The organism is Streptococcus anginosus, from assembly GCF_001697145.1.
In the GTDB taxonomy this organism is placed as follows: Bacteria; Bacillota; Bacilli; order Lactobacillales; family Streptococcaceae; genus Streptococcus; species Streptococcus hominis.
Genome location: NZ_CP012719.1, coordinates 1,771,600 through 1,790,192, shown reverse-complemented (window position 1 = coordinate 1,790,192; position 18,593 = coordinate 1,771,600). Strand labels below are relative to the sequence as shown.

Genomic DNA, 18,593 nt, shown 5'->3' with positions numbered 1-18,593 from the left:
TTTTAGTCTATTATAAAAATGCTCAGAAAACAAATTTCTACTACGTTTTCCGAACCTTTTTTAAAAGAAAACGATTCTATTTTAGATAGGATAAGAATTTTCCAAAAGAGGGGGCCTCAAACTTCGTCATTTGCAAACAACTGCGATAGTCTTATCTTGAAAAAAGAAGGAATTTTTCTTATAATAGAGTGTAAGACATAATTGCAGGTGAAACTCCTGCCATGTAGACAAGAAAGGACGAGCGCTTAGCTCAGACAAGATTATGACATCAGTTGTAGTTGTAGGAACCCAGTGGGGAGATGAAGGAAAAGGAAAGATTACAGATTTCCTTTCAGCTAATGCCGAAGTGATTGCCCGTTATCAAGGCGGAGACAATGCCGGTCACACCATTGTAATTGACGGTAAAAAGTATAAATTGCACTTGATTCCGTCAGGTATTTTCTTCCCAGAGAAAATCTCTGTTATCGGAAATGGAATGGTAGTCAATCCAAAATCTTTGGTAAATGAATTAGCTTATTTGCATGGCGAAGGTGTCACAACAGATAATCTGCGCATTTCAGATCGTGCACATGTGATTCTTCCTTATCATATCGAGTTGGACCGTCTGCAAGAAGAAGCCAAAGGCGATCACAAAATCGGAACGACTATCAAGGGGATTGGTCCAGCTTATATGGACAAAGCAGCTCGCGTGGGAATCCGCATTGCGGATTTGTTGGATAAAGATATTTTCAGAGAACGTTTGGAGCGTAACTTGGCTGAAAAAAATCGTCTCTTTGAAAAACTCTACGACAGCACAGCTATCCAATTTGACGATATTTTTGAAGAATACTACGCTTATGGTCAGCAGATTAAACAATACGTGACAGATACGTCGGTTATCTTGAACGATGCTCTTGATCAAGGTAAACGTGTCCTTTTTGAAGGAGCGCAGGGAGTTATGCTAGATATTGACCAGGGCACTTATCCATTTGTTACCTCTTCCAATCCTGTTGCAGGTGGTGTGACGATTGGTTCCGGTGTGGGTCCAAGCAAAATTGACAAGGTTGTTGGGGTTTGCAAAGCCTATACCAGTCGTGTTGGTGACGGGCCATTTCCTACAGAACTGTTTGATGAAGTAGGCAACCGCATTCGTGAAGTCGGACATGAATATGGAACGACCACAGGGCGTCCTCGTCGTGTTGGTTGGTTTGATTCGGTTGTTATGCGTCACAGTCGCCGTGTGTCTGGGATTACCAACCTTTCTCTCAATTCAATTGACGTTTTGACGGGACTGGATATAGTTAAAATCTGTGTAGCTTACGACCTAGACGGGGAACGTATTGACCATTACCCAGCTAGTTTAGAGCAGCTCAAACGCTGCAAACCAATCTATGAAGAATTACCAGGCTGGTCAGAGGACATTACAGGCGTTCGCAGTTTAGAAGAGTTGCCAGAAAACGCCCGCAACTACGTCCGCCGTGTGAGTGAACTTGTTGGTGTTCGCATTTCCACTTTCTCTGTTGGACCAGGTCGTGAACAAACTAATATTTTAGAAAGCGTTTGGTCAAGTTTGTAATAGAAATTATAGTCGGAAGCGAGTTCAAGCTCGCTTTTTATGCGTAAAAAACAAAGAATTTAAAAAATTTTAAATAATACATCTCTTCTTAAGTTAATTTTAAGCTAGCGGGTTTATACTAACATCATCAGATGAAGACCTCCTAACTTTATTTGATAGAAATCCTAAACTTTTTCATAATAATCTCCTGAAAGTCGCTGTAAGGTGGCTTTTTTTCTTTCTCTTTGTCTTATGATATAATGGAAAGCAGAGTGAAAATGAACTGAAGAAGAGATGAGAAGATGGAATATACTCGCGAAGAAAAAGAAGAATTCATGCTAGAAGCCTTGAAAGAAGCAGAGATTGCGCTTGCTAATGATGAAATTCCGATTGGTTGTGTTATTGTCAAGGACGGGAAGATTATCGGTCATGGGCACAATGCGCGTGAGGAATTGCAGCGAGCGGTCATGCATGCTGAGGTGATGGCGATTGAAGAAGCCAACGCTTATGAAAAAAGCTGGCGCTTGTTAGACACGACTCTTTTTGTCACCATTGAGCCTTGTGTCATGTGTAGCGGTGCTATTGGTCTAGCTCGCATTCCGCAGGTTATTTACGGAGCAAAAAATCAAAAATTTGGTGCTGCCGGTAGCCTCTATGATATTCTAACAGATGAGCGACTTAATCACCGAGTTGAGCTTGAAAATGGGATTTTGGAAGCAGAATGTGCTCAGATGATGCAAGATTTTTTTAGAAAGAGGAGACAAAAATGAAGCGTTTTGTTAAGAAGGCTATGCTCTTATCCAGATAGTAGCAGAGTTAATGTTATTATTGGTAGATTAGCAATTTTTCGCTCTGAACATCTATTCTTTTTTGAGAAAAAGAAAATCTTGATTGGCACAAAAACAAATTTATGGTATAATACTTATCGGAGCAACAATTCTGCGTGAAGCGGGTCAGGGGAGGAATCCAGCAGCCCTAAGCGAGTGTGAATTGTGTGCTCTTTTTATAGTATGAAGAATAGGAACAATTGCTAAAGTGTGTGTTGAAAGAATTTTTCAAAAGACAACATTCAGTGATGAATCAATATCATTTTTCAGTAAAGGAAAGACATATGTATTACATGGGTGAAATTTTTAGAGAATTGCGAACAGGTCGGCACATCTCTCTTAAAGCCGCAACAGGAGAAGAATTTTCCTACTCCATGCTTAGTAAATTTGAAAATGGGACGTCAGATATTTCGGCTTCAAAACTGTTAATTGGTCTAGAGAATATCAGAACAGAATTAGAAGAATTTGTCTATTTGGTGCGTGGCTTCCAGCCCACTTCCTATACTTTGTTAAAAAATAAACTGTGGCAAGCTCAAGAAAAGAAGGATATGAATACATTATGGGAAATGTACCACAATGAAATGATTCAATATCAGTCTGAACAGGAAGAAAAGTATATCCTAAATGCGATTGTCATCAAAGGTCACATGTTTTTCTTAGATGAAACCATTCAAGCAACAGAGATTGAGTTGAATTTTTTATATGATTATTTATTTTCTGTTGAAATTTGGGGAGAGTATGAATTACACTTGTTTTCAGATATTGCCGCCTTGCTCCCTCTTGATCTTTACTTTCGATATGTTCGAGAAATGCTTCAAAAGGTTGATTATTTAGGAGATTTACAGAAGAACAAAAACTATATTTACACGATTCTTTTAAATGGTTTGTTTAAATCCATTGCAGAAAAAAGTTTAACAAAAGCTGCTTATTTTGATAAAAAAATCAAAGAAAAATTTTTTGATGAAAATGATGCATACCTGAGAATTGTCTATTTATTTGCAGATGGACAGCATGATTATATTTTGGGAAAGAGAGATGGAGGTCTTACAAAAATGAAAAATGCTATATCAACTCTTGAAATCATAGGTTGCAAGCAGAGTGCTGATTATTACTCCAAAAATATGTCTGATTGGTTAAAAGAATGTGAATAAATGACAATCGGAACTTTTTTGCAAAAAAAATTAAAGTGAGGAAATGAGTCTATGGAATAAAAAAATAGACTGCTTTCCTTATTTTTTTGCCCAAAAATAGAGTTGAATATATGACAATTTTGTTTTGGAAGTCGCTTTTCAAGTTATACTTAGTGCAACAAAAGTTTGAAAGGAAACTTGATATGAAATTATTCTTCTCAAATGCATTATATAGAAGTATTACGCTCTCTCGGATGCTTAACCTAATGGGGTCTTATTTATACAATATTGTGTTTGTGATTTATGCTGCTAGTCTGCCTTATGCCAATACAGCTGTGTTTATTGCAAATATCATTACAATTATTCCTACACTTTTCACATTTTGGATAGGAGTACAAGCTGATAGGACAGGTAGAAAAGGCGATTTCATGATTGTTATCGGCTTTGTTCAGGCACTTCTATTTACAGGAGTAGCTTTTCTGATTTCTAATAAGACATTTCTTATTTTTGCAATCATCTGTTTGTTGAATGTGATAACAGATATGTTAAGTGACTATGCTGGTGGGTTAAGAATGCCGATTTTGCAAAAGAATTTAGAAAAAGATGATTTATTTGAAGCCTATTCCTTTACGCAATTTATCACTTATTTATGCAGCATTACTGGACAAACAGTAGGGGTCTGGTTGCTCGCAACTTCAGACAATAATTTTGCACTAGTTGCCATAATTAATGCGCTGTCATTTTTAGCTTCTTCTTTAGTGCTTTTGCACAAGCGTCGTCAATTAACTCATGAAGCTGTGGTAGCAACTCCTGAAAAAACTTCTCTTTTTACGCAATTTAAAATGCTTTATCAAAATATGGAGTTGATTTTTCAAGAATCCGAAAATGCTTCATTCATTCACTTGTTACTTGCAATTTTAACCCTGAATATGATAGGAGGAGCTGTTAATAGTATTTACAATTTTTATTTTTTAAAACATGCCATTTTTCACCTGACTTATGCACAATCTCTCCTAATCGTAGAAGTCGTTTTGCTGGTTGGCGCCATTTTAGGAAGTTTAACACCTCACGATTATTTTTCAAAAAAATCATTTTCCTTTCTGCTCATAATGAATAGTTCTTCATTTGGACTAGTTGGTATCAGCAACTTAGTAGGACTGCCACCAATCATTGGGATTATTATCTTAGCTTTTTCCGCTTACATAATAGGGAAATCCACGCCTAAACTGGATGCTATGTTAATGGCAAATCTACCGTCTGATGTCTTGGCTCAAAGCAATAACTTTCTCGGATTGTTGTTTACCTTCTCTTTGCCTTTAGGAACAGTCCTCTTTTCAGTTCTCTCTGCCTACAATATCTACTTGTGCTGGTTTATTTTTGTTGTCTTTTCACTGTTGGCACTTTTGCTGTCTCTGCAAAATAATCGACTCAAAAAAGGAAACATTAGTTAAACTCTAGAACCTAAGATTAGGCTACTATTTATTTTCCTCTATTTTTTATTTTAGAAGTATTCTGTGGGTGATTATTTTTTGATTTACGCAAACGATTGCTTTAAAGGTTGGTATGAGATTGCGATTTTTGAAAGTTAATTATAAAAAAACAATTTGGAAACGTTTTAGTCAAGAAAATTGCTTGATAAAAAAGTAGTAAAGCGGTATCATAGTAGAGAAGAAAAATTGGAGGACTATAATGACACATATTCAGTTTAATTACTCAAACGTGCTTGGAAAATTTGTTGCACCGCATGAAGTAGATTACATGCAAACACAAGTTTCTGCGGCAGATGAACTGTTGCGCAAAGGAACTGGTGCAGGAAGTGACTTCCGTGGCTGGCTTGACCTTCCAGAAAACTATGACAAAGAAGAATTCGCTCGCATTTTGAAAGCGGCAGAACAAATCAAATCAGACAGCGATGTTTTGGTCGTGATTGGGATTGGTGGGTCATACCTTGGAGCAAAAGCAGCGATTGATTTCTTGAGCAATCATTTTGCAAACTTGCAAACCAAAGAAGAACGCAAAGCTCCACAAATCCTTTATGCTGGAAATTCTATTTCATCTACTTACCTTGCAGACTTGGTAGAATACGTTTCAGATAAAGATTTCTCAGTTAATGTGATTTCTAAATCAGGGACAACGACAGAACCTGCTATTGCTTTCCGCGTCTTCAAAGAACTTTTGATTAAAAAATATGGTGAAGCTGAAGCTAACAAACGTATCTATGCGACAACTGACCGCCAAAAAGGTGCAGTTAAGGTGGAAGCAGATGCCAATGGTTGGGAAACATTTGTGGTGCCAGATGACATTGGCGGACGTTTCTCTGTATTGACAGCAGTAGGACTTCTACCAATTGCAGCATCAGGCGCAGACATCAAAGCCCTTATGGAAGGTGCTAATGCTGCTCGTAAGGACTACACTTCAGACAAGATTGCAGAAAACGAAGCTTATCAGTACGCAGCTCTTCGTAATATCCTTTATCGCAAAGGCTATGCGACTGAAATTTTGGTTAACTACGAACCATCTCTGCAATACTTCTCAGAATGGTGGAAACAATTAGCTGGTGAGTCAGAAGGAAAAGACCAAAAAGGTATTTATCCAACATCTGCTAATTTCTCAACAGACCTTCACTCTCTTGGGCAATTCATCCAAGAAGGTGCGCGTATTATGTTTGAAACAGTTGTCCGTGTGGACAAACCACGCAAAAACGTGACGATTCCTGAATTGGCAGAAGACTTAGACGGACTTGGATATCTTCAAGGAAAAGATGTTGACTTTGTTAACAAGAAAGCGACAGACGGTGTACTTCTGGCTCATACTGACGGTGACGTGCCAAATATGTATGTCACTCTTCCAGAGCAAGACGCCTTTACTCTTGGTTACACTATTTACTTCTTTGAGCTTGCTATCGCTATTTCTGGTTACTTAAATGCTATTAACCCATTTGACCAACCAGGTGTAGAAGCATATAAGAAAAATATGTTTGCTCTTCTTGGAAAACCAGGATTTGAAGAATTGAGCAAAGAATTGAACGCTCGTTTGTAATTTGTATACAATGGAACGACTTCTGAAAAGGAGTCGTTTTTTATACGCCAAGCATATAATTGAGTGAAATTTTCACAAAAACAGAAGAAAAAGATAGAAAGAAAGCGCTTTATTGTGTATAATAAAAGCAGATTATACAACGGAGGCGCTTTATGTCACAAGAAACTTATATCATGGCGATTGACCAAGGAACAACCAGCTCACGGGCGATTATTTTCAATAAGAAAGGTGAGAAGGTTGCTACGAGTCAAAAAGAGTTTACTCAGATTTTTCCACAGGCGGGCTGGGTTGAGCACAATGCAAATGAGATTTGGAATTCTGTGCAGTCGGTCATTGCAAATGCTTTTATTGAAAGTGGCATCAAGCCCACAGAGATTGAAGCAATTGGCATTACCAATCAACGGGAGACAACAGTTGTGTGGGATAAGAAAACGGGTTTGCCCATTTACAATGCCATTGTCTGGCAGTCTCGGCAAACAGCTCCTTTAGCAGAAAAGCTCAAGCAAGATGGATATGTAGATTTCTTTCATCAAAAAACAGGTTTAATCATAGATGCTTATTTCTCTGCGACCAAGGTACGCTGGATTTTAGATCAGGTAGAGGGCGCGCAGGAACGTGCAGAGCGAGGAGAATTGCTTTTTGGTACGATTGATACCTGGTTGGTTTGGAAATTAACGGATGGTGCGGCTCATGTGACAGATTATTCAAATGCAGCGCGGACCATGCTATACAATATCAAAGAGTTACAATGGGATGATGAGATTTTATCCTTGCTCAATATTCCTAAGGCTATGTTGCCAGAAGTTCGCTCGAATTCAGAAATTTATGGCAAAACAGCACCCTATCATTTTTATGGTGGAGAGGTACCAATTGCAGGAATGGCGGGCGATCAGCAGGCAGCTCTCTTTGGGCAATTAGCATTTGAGCCAGGAATGGTGAAGAATACTTATGGGACGGGCTCTTTCATCATTATGAATACTGGTCAGGAATGCAATTTATCAAAAAATAATCTTTTGACGACTATTGGTTATGGGATAAATGGCAAAGTGACTTATGCTTTGGAGGGTTCGATTTTTATTGCGGGTAGTGCCATTCAGTGGCTTCGTGATGGGCTTCGTATGATTGCTAGCTCACCTGAGTCTGAGCGATATGCAAAAAATTCCACCAATGAAAATGAAGTGTATGTTGTTCCAGCTTTTACGGGACTTGGAGCGCCTTATTGGGATCCAGAAGCAAGAGGTTCTATTTTTGGCTTGACACGTGGAACGAGTAAAGAAGATTTTATCAAAGCAACTTTGCAATCCATTGCTTATCAAGTGCGCGATATTATTGACACCATGCAAATGGACACAGGTACAGCAATCCAAGTTCTGAAGGTAGATGGTGGTGCTGCCATGAATGATTTTCTCATGCAGTTCCAAGCAGATATTTTGGGAATTGAATTAGCGCGTGCGGCAAATTTGGAAACAACAGCTCTTGGAGCAGCTTTTCTGGCAGGTCTTGCAGTTGGCTATTGGAAAGATATGGAAGAACTCAAAACATTAAATGCAGTTGTGGAAACGTTCCAACCTGCTATGCTAGAAGCAGAGCGCCAAAAATTGTACAAAGGCTGGAAAGCAGCAGTTGCAGCTACGCAATTTTTTGCAAAAGAATCTAGCAAATAGTTGAAAAATATAACTATGAGTTACAAGTGTCGGTAATCATTTAGTATAAGATACAAGAGGAGGGACTAGGAGACAATCTTAGTCGCTCTTCTTTACTTTACTAACTCTTTTAGCATTAAATTTTCAGAATAAAAGTGAATTACATGCGTTCTTGTATCAGTTGGATAGAGTAAAACGGTGAATATGCCTGCTCTTATTGGTTTTTTTGAAAATTATGGTATAATAGATATAATTTTGGTAGATGGAGTTGAGTTTTGAAGAAAAGCTATCGCGTCAAGAGCGAGAAAGATTTTAATGCGATTTTCAAAAGTGGGCAAAGTTTTGCCAATAGAAAATTCGTCATTTATACATTAGAAAAGAAGCAAAAACACTTTCGAGTTGGAATATCCGTCAGTAAAAAGCTAGGAAATGCGGTAATGCGCAATAAGATTAAACGCCGTATTCGACACGTTTTGATAGTTCATCAAGCAGAGTTAGCAACGCTTGATTTTGTCGTTATTGCACGAAAAGGTGTGGAAATTCTGACTTATCAAGAATTAGAGCAAAATTTGCTTCATGTACTAAAAATAGCAAAAATTTATCAGGAAGGTTTGAGTAGTGAAAAAGAAAAGTAAACTGGTGGGGCTTTTAATTTTAGCTTCGCTCATCTTAACAGCGTGTGGGACGAGTGAGGTTACAGCGAGTTCGCCGGATTTATGGGAGAGATTTGTCTATTTCTTCGCCGTAACGATTCGTTTTCTGTCATTCAATGGAAGTACAGGAATTGGGATTATCCTTTTCACATTGATTATTCGGACAGTTCTTTTGCCTGTTTTCCAATTGCAGATTAATGCTTCTCGGAAAATGCAGGAAGCGCAGCCGTTAGTGAAAGAATTGCAGGCGAAGTATCCAGGACGCGACATGGAAAGTCGCAGTCGTTTGGCAGAAGAAACACAAAAGCTGTATAAGGAATTAGGAGTAAAGCCATCGGCATCATTTTGGCCCTTGCTCATTCAAATGCCTGTGTTGATTGCCTTGTATCATGCCTTGACACGCGTTGAATTTCTCAAAGTAGGGCATTTTCTCTGGCTGAATCTGGGCGCGACAGACCCCTATTATATTTTGCCGGTTTTAGCAGCCGTTTTCACCTTTTTGAGTACTTGGTTGAGCAATAAAGGAATGGCGGAACGCAATGGCTTGATGACAGGAATGATGTTTGTCATGCCGCTGTTTGTCTTCTTCTTTGCCATGAGTGTAGCGAGTGGGGTTGCTTTGTATTGGAGCACATCGTACGCGTATCAAGTGTTCCAAACGCTTTTACTGAGCAATCCATATAAAATCATTGCAGAAAGAGAAGCGAAAGCGACTGCTGAGCGAGAACGTGAAGAAAAGAAAAAACGTGCTTATCGTAAAGCACAAAAAAAGAAAAAGTAAGGAGGCGCTTGTATGGTATTATTTACAGGAGCGAGTGTTGAAGAAGCCATTCAAAATGGCTTGCGCGAGTTAGATATTCCACGGATGAAAGCACATATCAAAGTGATTTCTCGTGAGAAAAAAGGATTTTTAGGATTATTTGGCAAGAAATTAGCCCAAGTTGATGTGGAGCCCATTAACGAAACGACGGTGGTAAAGGCAAATCAAAAGGCTGTCAAAGGTGTTCCGGAAGCAATCAATGCTCAAAATGAGCCCGTTAAAAGCGTGAGTGAAGCAACTGTTGACTTAGGACATGTTGTTGCAGCCATTAAAAAAATCGAAGAAGAAGGCAAGGAAATCTCAGATGATGTGAAAGCTGAAATTTTGAAGCACGAAAAAGAAGCCAGCACGATTCTTGAAGAAACAGGCACAATTGACTTATTGAAAGATAGTGACATCGTAAATTTTCAAAAATCGGTCGCTCAAGAAGAAAAGCCAACTGACAAGATTATTGCTTTTGGGCAGGCTGTAGAAAAGCACTCGGAAGTCCAACCGATAGCTGAGGAGCCGGCTGATTTTGAAGATTTGGGCATTCAAGTGGAAGAAGATTATGATGTTGAAGAAGTTGTTGCGAGTGTGACAGGTTATGTGCAAAACATCGTGGACGAAATGGACGTTGAAGCTAGCATTGCAAGTGCTCATAATCGTCGGACAATCAATATGCAGATTGATACCAATGAGCCTGGTCGCATTATCGGCTATCACGGAAAAGTGCTGAAAGCTCTTCAATTGTTGGCACAGAATTATCTTTATAATCGCTATTCTAAGAGTTTTTACATTTCTATCAATGTTAATGATTATGTAGAACATCGAGCAGAAGTTCTACAAAGCTACGCTCAAAAATTGGCTGACCGTGTGTTGGAATACCAGCATAGTCAAAAAACCGACCCAATGTCCAACAATGAGCGGAAAATTATCCACCGTATCATTTCTAAAATGGACGGACTTACCAGCTATTCAGAAGGTGATGAGCCAAATCGTTATGTTGTCGTGGATATTGACAGTGAATAATAAACTGAGGACTGGGAAGAATTTCTTTTCAGTCTTTCTTTCCGCTTGATCTGCTATTTGCGGCACTTGGGATTGAGAAGAAGGGAGCTTATATGTCTATTTTTCTAGCTATTGAAACATACTTAGCATTACAAGGAAATAAATATATTTCTCCTGATAAAGCGGGAGAATTGAGAGAAATGATGCTTGATTTTAAACGGAAAGGTCAGGCAGCACGCGCGGAATTTTCGGACTTGGTTAAGCAATTTCAAAGATTTTATCCAAAATTAACTCTGGAGCGTACCAGCAACTGGATGAATCAAGCACAAATTTTGCGTCCCCATTTTTGGAACTATTTGTGTGGTTATGGCGATATCACAGAACCAATGTTTGCTCTGCGTTTATATGGGAAACCAGGAGATTTTGGAGTATCGTTAGAAGTTAGCTTTATCGAGCGCAAGAAAGATGAAACCAGTCTGACGAAGCAAAATCGAGTGTTGCAGGTGCCAATCACAGCTCCAGTTTATTACTTGACTCAAATAAATGGTATCAGTCAACGATTTGCTGGGGCAGAAGAGAATCGGCAGTATTTGAGCCGACAAGTAAAAATAGGGCAAGTTCGTAAAGTCTTAGTAAAATACGATGTAGATTTAGCCCAAGCCACATCGGTAAGACAAGTGTTGGAGCAACTCCAGAAGGCTATGACAACTCTCATTCCTTTTTATGAGGCAACCAGAGAATTATAAGAGGTTTAAGCAACCTTTTTTTAGATTTAGCAAAAACAATTTCGCGCTGCTATTGACAAAAGGCTTAGAATCATATAGAATAGTAAAGTATGTTTAGTAACTGATCACAATAGCCGGCTAAACGAATACAAGAATCTAAGAGGAGGTATTCAAAGTGAAACGTACTTATCAACCAAGTAAAATCCGTCGTGCGCGCAAACACGGTTTCCGTCATCGTATGGCAACTAAAAACGGTCGTCGCGTGCTTGCTAGCCGTCGTCGTAAAGGACGCAAAGTTTTGGCTGCATAATCCAAACGAATACAAGATGAAGAACCAACGGAAACTCGAGACCGCTGGTTTTTTTGTTGGAGAACAAAGGGACAATCTGCATTTGCTCAGAGATTTTGATATAATAGAAACTGATATAAAGAGGAATGAATGATGAACATTTTTGACACACATACACACCTCAACGTGGACAATTTTGCAGGCAAAGAAGCTGAAGAAATTGTTTTTGCACGCGAGTTAGGTGTTACCAAGATGAATATTGTGGGTTTTGATGCAGAAACCATTGAAAAGTCGCTAGCGCTGTCTCGTCAATATGATGAGCTTTACAGTACGATTGGCTGGCATCCGACGGAGGCAGGTTCTTACACGCAGGAAGTGGAGGACATGCTTGTCAGTCATTTGCATGCTCCCAAAGTTATTGCCCTTGGTGAAATTGGATTGGATTATCATTGGATGACAGCACCGAAAGAGATGCAAGAGCGAGTTTTTCGGCGGCAGATTCAATTATCAAAAGATCTTGACTTGCCTTTTGTAGTGCACACTCGTGATGCCTTGGACGACACATATGAGATTATTAAAAGTGAAGGTGTTGGTCCTCGTGGCGGCATTATGCACTCTTATTCAGGTTCTTTGGAAATGGCAGAGCGTTTTATCCAGCTTGGTATGATGATTTCATTTTCGGGTGTGGTCACGTTTAAGAAGGCTGTAGATGTGCAGGAAGCTGCGCAAAACCTCCCTTTGGATAAAATCCTAGTTGAAACTGATGCACCTTACTTAGCTCCTGTTCCAAAACGTGGTCGTGAAAACCGGACGGCTTATACTCGCTATGTTGTAGACAAGATTGCAGAACTTCGTAGTTTGACTGTCGGAGAAGTTGCGCAAGCGACCTATGAAAATGCGCTGCGAATATTTAATTTGAAAGAAGATTGATGAAAGAAAAAATTTCTCAAGTCATCGTTGTAGAAGGTCGAGATGATACAGCTAACCTTAAAAGATACTTTGACGTAGAAACTTATGAAACGAGAGGGTCTGCGATTTGTCAAAAAGACATTCAACGCATCAAACATCTCCATAACTTGCATGGAGTGATCGTTTTTACCGATCCAGATGTCAATGGCGAGCGGATTCGTAGAATGATTATGACCGCTATTCCTAGTGTTCAACATGCTTTTTTAAGGCGTGATGAGGCAGCTCCCAAGTCTAAAAGTAAAGGAAAATCATTAGGTATTGAGCATGCTTCTTATGAAGATTTGAGGACAGCTCTTTCGCAGGTGACTAAGAATTTTGGGAAAACGACTGATTTTGACATTACGCGCTCAGATTTGATTCGTTTAGGATTTCTAGCTGGAAATGATAGCCGCAAACGTCGTGAGTTTTTAGGGAAAGAACTCCGTATTGGCTATTCAAATGGGAAACAATTGCTTAAACGCTTGGAATTATTTGGGATAAATTTAGCAAAAGTTGAGAGCGTGATGGCGCATTATCAAGAAAGTGAAAAGTAAAGGAATAGTATGAAAAAATGTATCATAACAGGTGGAAATAGCGGGATAGGTTATCAAGCAGCTAAACAGCTAGCTGATAAAGGCTGGCAGGTAACGATTTTTTGTCGTAGTAAAGAGAGAGCTGAGAGCGCCTGTGAGACAATCATTAGTGAAACTGGTAATTCTCATGTCAGCTACCTATTAGCAGATCTTTCTGACTTAACGAGTACCAAAACAGCTATTGAAAATTATATCCAGACTCAAGGAGCGCTTGATGTCTTGATAAATAATGCTGCTGACTTTGATTTATCAATTAAGCAACCAGTTTTAACCAAAGATGGATTGGAAAAGCAGTTTGCGACCAATGTTGTAGCTCCTTTTTTGCTATCCCAGTCTTTTATTCCCTTATTGAAAGAGTCCGAGAGTGGTCGCATTCTCAATATTTCATCGCAAGGTTTACAAGCCTATCCTTTTATTAAATTGAATTTTGATAATCTAAAGGGCGAACAATCTTACACCCATTCAAAAACTTATTACCAGAACAAATTAGCGCTTCTGATGCTGACCTTAGCGATGAGAGCAAGGTACAAAGACGTTACAATTCAGGCTATCAGAGTACCTAGTGTTAAGGTAGATATGAAGCGTTATAGTCACCTTTCTTCCTTTATGAAAAACCTATACAAACTGAAATCTCGATTCTCAATTTCGCCTGAAGAAATGGCACAAACCTATGTCGCTCTCGCCACGGGAAACAGCTATAACGGCTTTTTATACAATGAAAAATGCCAAGAGGTCAAAGCCAATCGCTCGGTTTATGATCAAGAGGCACAAGAGAAACTCTACCGAATTTTGACGCAACTAACCACAGAGAAGACCGGAGAATGATAGTCGAATATTATAGCGTTTAGTATGTTTTTTAAGCATGATGAGTGGTAAGAGGGATTTAGCTGGCGATAATATGTCAACTTTGATATTTACAAAAGATTATGTTTGAAGTGCTTGACAGTGATGATGACTGATGTCACTAATGAAACATTATGTACTACTGGTTTCACATGAAGTTGATGTCCAAAAATGTTGTGAATTCTGAGTTGAAGAATTCTGCATGGGCTATCCAAATGAGAAACAATTGCTCAAACGACTAGAATTATTTGAGATTGGATTGACAGATGTTGAGATGGAATGAAAAAAATACGAAAGGAAGCGAGATGGCAAATAGAAGCTATATTTATTTAAAAAACGGAGATGAGGCACGTGTTTTAGCGGAGGGAATTTATACGATTCCTTATTTCTGGCAACTATTTTGGGGTGAAGAAGAACTGCAAGCAGCCATTGATTTGTGGCAAAAAGCAGAAGAGCTTGAAAAAAAAGATAAAGAGAAGGCAGAAGAATTTTATCGGACACAGGATATGGGGATTGCTCTTTCTGTTGAAAATTTTCATCAGAATGCTCGTCGCAATCGCTCCTTTTTAGAGCAGCATGCTCCACAGACTTTGCAACTGTACGATGACTTTGTGTGTTACATTACTGTAAATATCAAAGAGGGTGATACGCTAGGATTTGACGTTTTAGAAATTATTTCTATGGACGAGTTGCCTATTGCTTCTGACAAACTTTTAAAAAATGTCCGTGCTATTCAGCAAAATCAACCGAAAGATTTGGATTTTTCTTTAACAGATAAAGATTTGCTTGGGATAGCTATGGGTTTCCCAGATGATTATGCTTCAGACATGTTGCCAGTAGATAATATTCTAAATTCGGTTGCCTACCAAGATGAGTTGAAGAAAGGTAAAAATCAAAAAAACAAGCAAATGACTGATGTGACTGAATCTACTTCAACAGAAACTAAACGCCGTATTCATCCGGCATTTTGGATTTTGCTTGTGCTGGGAATTATGCGAATTTTATATATTTTATTCAGATAACAGATAGAAAAGAGATTTATGAGAATTGCGGATTATAGTGTGACGCGGGCTGTGCTTGAGCGTCATGGCTTTACTTTTAAAAAATCGTTCGGTCAGAATTTCTTGACTGATACCAATATTTTACAAAAAATTGTGGACACAGCTGAGATTGATGAGAATGTTAATGTTATCGAAATCGGACCAGGCATCGGGGCACTGACTGAGTTTTTGGCGGAAAATACAGCCGAAGTTATGGCTTTTGAAATTGATGATCGCTTGGTGCCGATTTTGGCAGATACTCTGCGGGATTTTGACAATGTGCGCGTGGTCAATGAAGATATTCTTAAGTCAGACTTGCAAGCCCGAATCAAGGAATTTGCTAATCCAAATCTTCCTATCAAAGTGGTGGCCAACCTGCCCTACTATATTACTACTCCTATCCTCATGCACTTGATTGAGAGTGGCATTCCTTTTAGTGAATTTGTCGTGATGATGCAGCGAGAAGTGGCTGATCGTATCTCGGCGCAGCCCAATAGTAAATCTTATGGCAGTTTGTCAATAGCGGTGCAGTATTATATGACCGCAAAGGTTGCTTTTATCGTACCACGGACGGTCTTTGTTCCCGCTCCAAATGTGGATTCGGCTATCCTCAAGATGGTCCGCAGAGACCAGCCAGCAGTTGGGGTCAAGGATGAAGCCTTCTTCTTCAAAGTCTCAAAAGCTAGTTTTACCCACCGCCGGAAAACCCTCTGGAATAATCTGACCAGTTATTTTGGGAAGTCTAATGAAGTCAAAACAAAGCTAGAGTCCGCTTTGGACAATGCTGAGTTATCTCCAAGTGTACGAGGAGAAGCGCTTGATTTGCAAGAATTTGCGCATTTAGCAGACAGCTTATATGACGAGGGATTCAGATAAGTTGGATAATATTGTAAACAAAAAGCCTCACTAAGTTCATTTTAGTGAGGTTCTTTATAAGGAAAGGACGGGATTTGAACCCGCGCATGAATAAAATCCATTTGCCGGATTTCGAGTCCGGTGCCGTACCAAGCTGGGCCACCTTTCCAAAATTTAGAATAAGGAATTTTTGAATGGGCTCGATAGAAGCATTCAAAATAGGGTATTTCGTTTTAGGAGAGAAAGCAAAGCGCAGCATAAGCTGCAATACCAAAACACCTAACAAAATAAAAATGCGGAAAAAGGGATTTGAACCCTCACGTCCGAATGGACACATGCGCCTGAAGCATGCGCGTCTGCCGTTCCGCCATTTCCGCTCGGTATCTATTATACCACATTGGCAACGTTTTTCATCATTTTTTTGCACTAAAAAGCAAAATACTTGTTTTTTTGATATAATGAACTTATTAAGGTTAAAGGAGTTCATTTGAAAGGAACAATTGTGAAAGCCTTGGCTGGCTTCTATTATGTAGAGTCAGAAGGCAAGGTGTATCAGACCAGAGCAAGAGGGAATTTTCGCAAGAAAGGTCAAACTCCCTATGTGGGAGATGAGGTCGAATTTTCTGCTGAGAAAGATTCTGAAGGATACATTTTAAAAATAGCAGAGCGAAAAAACAGTCTGGTACGCCCACCTATTGTTAATATCGATCAGGCTGTCGTGATAATGAGTGCCAAAGAGCCAGATTTTAATCCCAATCTTTTGGATCGGTTCTTAGTTCTTTTGGAGCAGAAAGCCATTCATCCGATTATTTATATCAGTAAATTGGATTTGTTGGAGGACGACAAGGAGCTAGATGTTTTCCTTGAGGTTTACCAAGCTATTGGTTATGATACTGCCAAAACAGTAGAAGAACTATTGCAGTTTTTAATCAGAAAAAAGACGGTCTTTATGGGGCAGACAGGAGTTGGTAAGTCCACTTTGCTTAATAAAATTGCACCGGATCTGAAATTGGAAACAGGGGAGATTTCAGAAAGCCTTGGTCGCGGTCGTCATACGACACGAGCTGTCAGTTTTTACAATCTTAATGGAGGAAAAATTGCGGATACGCCGGGGTTTTCTTCCTTGGATTACGAAGTGGACAATGCGGAGGATTTAAACCAAGCATTTCCTGAAATTGCTGAAGTCAGTCGCAGCTGTAAATTCCGAACCTGTACCCATACGCATGAGCCAAACTGTGCGGTGAAACCTGCCGTTGAAAATGGAACAATTGCAGCCTTTCGATTTGAAGATTACTTGCAATTTTTGAGTGAAATTGAACATCGTCGTGAAATCTATAAAAAAGCAGTTAAAAAGCAACCTAAATGAGGAGGAAGCCAAATGAAATCTTATAAAATTGCACCGTCTATTTTAAGTGCAGACTATGCAAACTTTGAATCAGAATTGAAAAAATTAGAAGCCGCAGGGGCAGAGTACGCTCATATTGATATTATGGACGGACATTTTGTTCCCAATATCAGCTTCGGTGCGGGTGTGGTAGCGAGCATGCGACCACACAGTAGATTGGTATTTGATTGTCATCTTATGGTCTCCAATCCAGAACACCATATTAAAGATTTTGCTCGTGCGGGTGCAGATATTATCAGCATCCACGCTGAAGCAACACCACATATTCACGGAGCTTTGCAAAAGATTCGGGCAGCTGGTGTCAAGGCAAGTGTTGTTATCAATCCGGGAACGCCTGTTGAAGCGGTGAAAAACGTACTTAATCTAGTTGACCAAGTCTTAGTAATGACTGTCAATCCGGGCTTCGGTGGACAAGCTTTTCTACCAGAAACAATGGATAAAGTACGCGAATTAGTCGTTTTGAGAGAAGTGAACCAACTAGACTTTGATATTGAAGTAGACGGTGGTATTGATGATGAAACCATTCGCATTGCCAAAGAGGCCGGTGCTAATGTCTTTGTGGCAGGTAGTTATGTGTTCAAAGGTGATGTAGCTCGTCAGGTTCAAACCTTGAAAGAAGCATTGCATGATTAAAATTGCTCTCTTTGCTGGTGGGACGATAGATAGCTTTCAAATGGATTTTGACCTCTTTATCGGAGTAGATAGGGGAAGCCTGTTTCTCATTGAACAAGGCATTTGCCCAGATTTAGCGGTCGGTGATTTTGATTCCGTTTCGGAGAAAGAGTTGGCTTTGATTTGTTCTCAATCTAAAGAGGTACTTCAAGCACAACCTGAAAAAGATGATACGGATTTAGAGTTGGCAGTTAAAGCTGTTTTTGCACGTTATCCACAGGCGCAAGTGACAATTTTTGGTGCTTTTGGCGGGCGCTTGGATCATACTTTGGCAAATATTTTCTTGCCAAGTAATCCAGAAATTACTCCTTATATGCAGCAAATTCGACTGTGCAATGCACAAAATGAGCTCCGCTATTGCCCTCAAGGGCGTCACGAGATAAAGCCAGTAGCTGGTATGAACTATTTAGCTTTTATGCCTGTGGACGACGGTCGTTTGACCATTGAAGGCGCCAAATATCCTTTAAACGAATCCAATTATTTTTTTAAAAAAGTGTATGCTTCTAACGAATTTATAGATGAGCCCGTTTTTTTAGAGTGCCAATCAGATTATGTTATTGTCATTTATAGCAAAGACAGGAGTTAGT

Annotated in this window: 19 protein-coding genes, 2 tRNA genes and 1 other RNA gene; 20 read left to right on the top strand and 2 right to left on the bottom strand. The window is 39.4% G+C overall.

Annotation, left to right across the window (positions count from 1 at the left end; translation table 11 throughout):
• Positions 1-262: 262 nt before the first annotated feature.
• From SanJ4206_RS08705 to rsmA, 17 genes are all read left to right on the top strand, one after another.
• Entirely contained in the window at positions 263-1,555 is a 1,293-nt protein-coding gene (locus SanJ4206_RS08705) for an adenylosuccinate synthase (RefSeq protein ID WP_003028706.1), read from the top strand.
• Between the two features lie 281 nt (positions 1,556-1,836).
• On the top strand, positions 1,837-2,304 hold the full coding sequence (gene tadA / locus SanJ4206_RS08700) for a tRNA adenosine(34) deaminase TadA (RefSeq protein ID WP_003028705.1): 468 nt from the start codon (positions 1,837-1,839) through the stop codon (positions 2,302-2,304).
• A 152-nt stretch (positions 2,305-2,456) separates the two neighbouring features.
• Positions 2,457-2,543, top strand: an RNA gene (ffs, locus tag SanJ4206_RS08695) — signal recognition particle sRNA small type.
• Between the two features lie 102 nt (positions 2,544-2,645).
• Positions 2,646-3,512, top strand: coding sequence for an Rgg/GadR/MutR family transcriptional regulator (locus SanJ4206_RS08690; protein WP_022525379.1), 867 nt, complete (start codon positions 2,646-2,648; stop codon positions 3,510-3,512).
• Between the two features lie 182 nt (positions 3,513-3,694).
• Positions 3,695-4,942: an MFS transporter gene (locus SanJ4206_RS08685; protein WP_022525378.1), complete on the top strand. Its 1,248-nt coding sequence runs from the start codon at positions 3,695-3,697 to the stop codon at positions 4,940-4,942.
• A gap of 238 nt (positions 4,943-5,180) precedes the next feature.
• Entirely contained in the window at positions 5,181-6,530 is a 1,350-nt protein-coding gene (locus SanJ4206_RS08680; protein ID WP_003026484.1) for a glucose-6-phosphate isomerase, read from the top strand.
• A 152-nt stretch (positions 6,531-6,682) separates the two neighbouring features.
• Entirely contained in the window at positions 6,683-8,194 is a 1,512-nt protein-coding gene (gene glpK, locus SanJ4206_RS08675) for a glycerol kinase GlpK (protein WP_003028700.1), read from the top strand.
• A gap of 254 nt (positions 8,195-8,448) precedes the next feature.
• Positions 8,449-8,808: a ribonuclease P protein component gene (gene rnpA / locus SanJ4206_RS08670; protein ID WP_003028698.1), complete on the top strand. Its 360-nt coding sequence runs from the start codon at positions 8,449-8,451 to the stop codon at positions 8,806-8,808.
• Positions 8,792-9,607, top strand: coding sequence for a YidC/Oxa1 family membrane protein insertase (locus tag SanJ4206_RS08665; RefSeq protein WP_003028697.1), 816 nt, complete (start codon positions 8,792-8,794; stop codon positions 9,605-9,607). Before rnpA ends, SanJ4206_RS08665 begins: the two co-directional genes overlap by 17 nt.
• A gap of 12 nt (positions 9,608-9,619) precedes the next feature.
• The gene (jag, locus tag SanJ4206_RS08660; RefSeq protein ID WP_003028695.1) at positions 9,620-10,657 is read left to right on the top strand and encodes an RNA-binding cell elongation regulator Jag/EloR; all 1,038 of its coding nucleotides are present in this window, start codon (positions 9,620-9,622) and stop codon (positions 10,655-10,657) included.
• Between the two features lie 92 nt (positions 10,658-10,749).
• Positions 10,750-11,382 (top strand): hypothetical protein, encoded by a 633-nt coding sequence (locus SanJ4206_RS08655; RefSeq protein WP_003028692.1) that lies wholly within the window; start codon positions 10,750-10,752, stop codon positions 11,380-11,382.
• 154 nt (positions 11,383-11,536) lie between these two features.
• A complete protein-coding gene (gene rpmH / locus SanJ4206_RS08650) occupies positions 11,537-11,671 on the top strand; it encodes a 50S ribosomal protein L34 (protein WP_003026476.1) in 135 nt (44 codons plus the stop codon).
• 129 nt (positions 11,672-11,800) lie between these two features.
• A complete protein-coding gene (locus SanJ4206_RS08645; protein WP_003028689.1) occupies positions 11,801-12,580 on the top strand; it encodes a TatD family hydrolase in 780 nt (259 codons plus the stop codon).
• A complete protein-coding gene (gene rnmV, locus SanJ4206_RS08640; protein WP_003028687.1) occupies positions 12,580-13,152 on the top strand; it encodes a ribonuclease M5 in 573 nt (190 codons plus the stop codon). The genes SanJ4206_RS08645 and rnmV overlap by 1 nt, the downstream gene beginning before the upstream one ends.
• A 9-nt stretch (positions 13,153-13,161) precedes the next feature.
• A complete protein-coding gene (locus tag SanJ4206_RS08635) occupies positions 13,162-14,016 on the top strand; it encodes an SDR family NAD(P)-dependent oxidoreductase (protein ID WP_003028684.1) in 855 nt (284 codons plus the stop codon).
• Positions 14,017-14,339: 323 nt separating this feature from the next.
• Positions 14,340-15,056: a hypothetical protein gene (locus SanJ4206_RS08630; RefSeq protein ID WP_022525377.1), complete on the top strand. Its 717-nt coding sequence runs from the start codon at positions 14,340-14,342 to the stop codon at positions 15,054-15,056.
• Between the two features lie 18 nt (positions 15,057-15,074).
• Positions 15,075-15,950, top strand: a complete 876-nt coding sequence (gene rsmA, locus SanJ4206_RS08625) for a 16S rRNA (adenine(1518)-N(6)/adenine(1519)-N(6))-dimethyltransferase RsmA (RefSeq protein ID WP_003028680.1) — start codon at positions 15,075-15,077, stop codon at positions 15,948-15,950.
• A gap of 59 nt (positions 15,951-16,009) precedes the next feature.
• On the opposite strand, the gene SanJ4206_RS08620 is transcribed toward rsmA, so the two are convergent.
• Together SanJ4206_RS08620 and SanJ4206_RS08615 are read right to left on the bottom strand one after the other, a co-directional pair.
• A tRNA-Ser gene (locus SanJ4206_RS08620) sits at positions 16,010-16,098 on the bottom strand.
• 125 nt (positions 16,099-16,223) lie between these two features.
• Positions 16,224-16,306: transfer RNA gene (locus tag SanJ4206_RS08615), tRNA-Leu, on the bottom strand.
• Between the two features lie 110 nt (positions 16,307-16,416).
• Between SanJ4206_RS08615 and rsgA the strand changes: the two genes are divergently transcribed.
• The 3 genes from rsgA to SanJ4206_RS08600 are packed head-to-tail and all read left to right on the top strand — an operon-like array spanning position 16,417 to position 18,592.
• Entirely contained in the window at positions 16,417-17,295 is an 879-nt protein-coding gene (gene rsgA / locus SanJ4206_RS08610) for a ribosome small subunit-dependent GTPase A (RefSeq protein WP_003028677.1), read from the top strand.
• A 12-nt stretch (positions 17,296-17,307) separates the two neighbouring features.
• On the top strand, positions 17,308-17,967 hold the full coding sequence (gene rpe / locus SanJ4206_RS08605) for a ribulose-phosphate 3-epimerase (RefSeq protein ID WP_003028674.1): 660 nt from the start codon (positions 17,308-17,310) through the stop codon (positions 17,965-17,967).
• Positions 17,960-18,592, top strand: coding sequence for a thiamine diphosphokinase (locus tag SanJ4206_RS08600; RefSeq protein WP_003028670.1), 633 nt, complete (start codon positions 17,960-17,962; stop codon positions 18,590-18,592). The genes rpe and SanJ4206_RS08600 overlap by 8 nt, the downstream gene beginning before the upstream one ends.
• The last annotated feature ends 1 nt before the right edge of the window (position 18,593 follow it).

Excerpts from the sequence above, each read along its gene's own strand:
- SanJ4206_RS08705 (WP_003028706.1), top strand. The coding sequence starts at position 263 with ATGACATCAGTTGTAGTTGTAGGAACCCAGTGGGGAGATGAAGGAAAA.
- tadA (WP_003028705.1), top strand. The coding sequence starts at position 1,837 with ATGGAATATACTCGCGAAGAAAAAGAAGAATTCATGCTAGAAGCCTTG.
- SanJ4206_RS08690 (WP_022525379.1), top strand. The coding sequence starts at position 2,646 with ATGTATTACATGGGTGAAATTTTTAGAGAATTGCGAACAGGTCGGCAC.
- SanJ4206_RS08685 (WP_022525378.1), top strand. The coding sequence starts at position 3,695 with ATGAAATTATTCTTCTCAAATGCATTATATAGAAGTATTACGCTCTCT.
- SanJ4206_RS08680 (WP_003026484.1), top strand. The coding sequence starts at position 5,181 with ATGACACATATTCAGTTTAATTACTCAAACGTGCTTGGAAAATTTGTT.
- glpK (WP_003028700.1), top strand. The coding sequence starts at position 6,683 with ATGTCACAAGAAACTTATATCATGGCGATTGACCAAGGAACAACCAGC.
- jag (WP_003028695.1), top strand. The coding sequence starts at position 9,620 with ATGGTATTATTTACAGGAGCGAGTGTTGAAGAAGCCATTCAAAATGGC.
- SanJ4206_RS08655 (WP_003028692.1), top strand. The coding sequence starts at position 10,750 with ATGTCTATTTTTCTAGCTATTGAAACATACTTAGCATTACAAGGAAAT.
- SanJ4206_RS08645 (WP_003028689.1), top strand. The coding sequence starts at position 11,801 with ATGATGAACATTTTTGACACACATACACACCTCAACGTGGACAATTTT.
- rnmV (WP_003028687.1), top strand. The coding sequence starts at position 12,580 with ATGAAAGAAAAAATTTCTCAAGTCATCGTTGTAGAAGGTCGAGATGAT.
- SanJ4206_RS08635 (WP_003028684.1), top strand. The coding sequence starts at position 13,162 with ATGAAAAAATGTATCATAACAGGTGGAAATAGCGGGATAGGTTATCAA.
- SanJ4206_RS08630 (WP_022525377.1), top strand. The coding sequence starts at position 14,340 with ATGGCAAATAGAAGCTATATTTATTTAAAAAACGGAGATGAGGCACGT.
- rsmA (WP_003028680.1), top strand. The coding sequence starts at position 15,075 with ATGAGAATTGCGGATTATAGTGTGACGCGGGCTGTGCTTGAGCGTCAT.
- rpe (WP_003028674.1), top strand. The coding sequence starts at position 17,308 with ATGAAATCTTATAAAATTGCACCGTCTATTTTAAGTGCAGACTATGCA.
- SanJ4206_RS08600 (WP_003028670.1), top strand. The coding sequence starts at position 17,960 with ATGATTAAAATTGCTCTCTTTGCTGGTGGGACGATAGATAGCTTTCAA.